Annotated in this window: 2 protein-coding genes; both read left to right on the top strand. The window is 74.2% G+C overall.

Annotated elements, in window-relative coordinates:
* Nucleotides 1–191: 191 nt before the first annotated feature.
* Entirely contained in the window at nucleotides 192–1,607 is a 1,416-nt protein-coding gene (locus tag ACWGL3_RS32020; RefSeq protein ID WP_452462156.1) for a sensor histidine kinase, read from the top strand.
* A 17-nt stretch (nucleotides 1,608–1,624) separates the two neighbouring features.
* Nucleotides 1,625–2,314: a response regulator gene (locus ACWGL3_RS32015; protein WP_267947176.1), complete on the top strand. Its 690-nt coding sequence runs from the start codon at nucleotides 1,625–1,627 to the stop codon at nucleotides 2,312–2,314.
* Nucleotides 2,315–2,320: the final 6 nt, after the last annotated feature.

The following is a 2,320-nucleotide window of genomic DNA, read 5'->3' as shown; positions in this document are numbered from 1 at the left end:
CCCGGCGCCCCCGCCCGGCCCGCCGGAGGGCGGGCCGGGCGCCCCGGACACGGACGGCGCCCCACCGCGGCGCCGCTTCTTCCCCTCCCCGACCCCCGAGAGCCCGGCCCCGGGGCCGCGGTCGGCCCGCACCGCGCGTACCTGACTTTCGTCAGATGACGGGACCGGCGCCGGACGTTACCTTCCGAGATATGAGAACCTCCCCGGCAGCGATCCCGCCCGGACACGCCGCCCTGGCGTGCTCGGTCCTCGTGGCTCTGCCGGCTCTTGTGTGGCCCCTCCTCTTTCTCCTCGTCCCGCTGCCCGCCCTGCTCACCGGGCGCCTGTCCTCGGATCCGCGCCCTGCTGTCGCCGTGTACGCGACCGGTGCGGCGGGAGGCGCCGGATGGCTGCTGTTGTCCGGTCAGCCCTTGGGACTGTGGATCACCGGGAGCGTCCTGGTGCTGTTCGCCGTGCCCCTCCCCTGGTTGGTGGGCCTGTACCTGCGCAACGCCGCAGCCCTGGAGGAGGCGGGGTGGGATCGGGCGCGGTCCCTGGAGAGCGAGGCGAGACTCGTCGCCGAACGGGTCCGCATGCGCGAGCGCTCCCGCATCGCCGGCGACCTCCACGACGCCGTGGGCCACGAGCTCAGCCTGCTGTCGCTGCGCGCCGGCGCCCTGGAGATGGCGGAGGACCTGTCCGAGCAGCGGCGTTCCGAGGCCGCCGAGCTGCGCGAGGCGGCGGCACGTGCGGCCGATCGGCTGGCGGAAGCGCTCGGTGTGCTGAGAGTCGATGGCGAGGCCGCGCCTCTGGGCCCGGCGGACGACACCCTCACCGCCCTGGTGGAACGCTCCAGGGCGTCCGGGATGGAGGTGGTTCTGAGCCAGGAGGGCGACACGCGTGCGCTGCCCGTGCTCGTGGACCGGGCCGTGTACCGGGTGGTCCAGGAGTCCCTGACCAACGCCGCCCGGCACGCTCCGGGCGCGGCCGTGCGGGTCACTGTCGAGACGGGGGCCGACGAGGTCGTGGTCCGGGTCGTCGGATCCGCGCCCGGGAAGGGATACCCACGAGCCCACGGGGTGAGTGGCGGAACCGGGCTCGAGAGTCTTCGCGAACGTGTCAGGCTGGTCGGCGGGACGTTCGGTGCGGGGCCCGAGGGACCGGGCTGGGCCGTGTCGGCCCGTATGCCCGTACGGGGGCGGCCGCACCCCGGGGGCGCGGCGGCACGGGACGAGCACGCGGAACCGTCGAGCCTGAGCACCCACCGCCTTGCCCGCCGCCGTACCGGGTGGGCGATAGGCCTGATCGTGGGCCTCGCCATGACAACGGCTCTCCTGGGATACGGGCTGGCTCTCGCCCTCAACGCGCACCAGGCCGCGACCGCCACACTGGAACCCGAGGTCTTCGAGCAGTTGCGCCCGGGCCAGGACCGGGCCGAGGTGGAGGCCGTCCTGCCCGAGAACCGGCTGGACGCGGCCTCCACAGGCGGGGAGGAGAACGGGATGCGGCCGGGACTGGAGTGCTCCCTCTACCGGTCGAGCCCGCAGATCTTCGACGGTGACCACGATCGGTACCGGCTGTGCTTCGACGCCGAAACCCTGGTGTCGGCCGAGGTGGTGACGTGGTGAGGAGGGTGACGCCGGCCATGGTGCGAGTCCTGCTGGTGGACGACGAGGCGATGATCCGCGCCGGTGTGCGTTCGATCATCGCCAACGACCCGGGGATCGAGGTGGTGGCGGAGGCCGCCGACGGCCGGGAGGGCGTCGAGATGGCACGTGCGTACCGCCCCGACGTCGCCCTGGTCGACATCCGCATGCCGGTGATGGACGGGCTGGACGCGGCGGCCGAGATGCGGCGCGTCGCACCGGGAACGGGCGTGGTCATCCTGACCACCTTCGGCGAGGAGGAGTACGTGCTCCGGGCCCTCGCCGGAGGCGCCGACGGGTTCCTCCTCAAGACGGGCGACCCCCGTGAGCTGATCCTGGGGGTCAGGGCCGTGGCCGAGGGCGGCGCGTTCCTCTCCCCGCGGGTGGCACGGCGGGTCCTGGACGAGCTGGACCGCGGCCGGGCTGCGGAGCGCCTCGCGGCCGGTGGGCGGGTGAGCGGCCTGACCCGACGCGAGCGCGAGGTCCTGGCCCTGCTCGGCGCGGGGCTGTCCAACCTGGAGATCGGTCGCAGGCTCTTCCTCGTGGAGGGCACGGTGAAGGGTCACGTCAGCACGATCCTCAAGCGCCTGGGGGTCCGCAACCGCGTCGAGGCGGCCGTGCTGGCGCACGAGGCGGGCCTGGTCGACCACGCCGGGAACGCCCCCGGGCCCCTTCCGGACGGCGGCTGAGGGGCC

This window comes from Nocardiopsis sp. NPDC055824 (genome assembly GCF_053616335.1).
The sequence above is the reverse complement of the archived record's forward strand: the minus strand, read 5'-3'. Positions and strand labels throughout refer to the sequence as shown.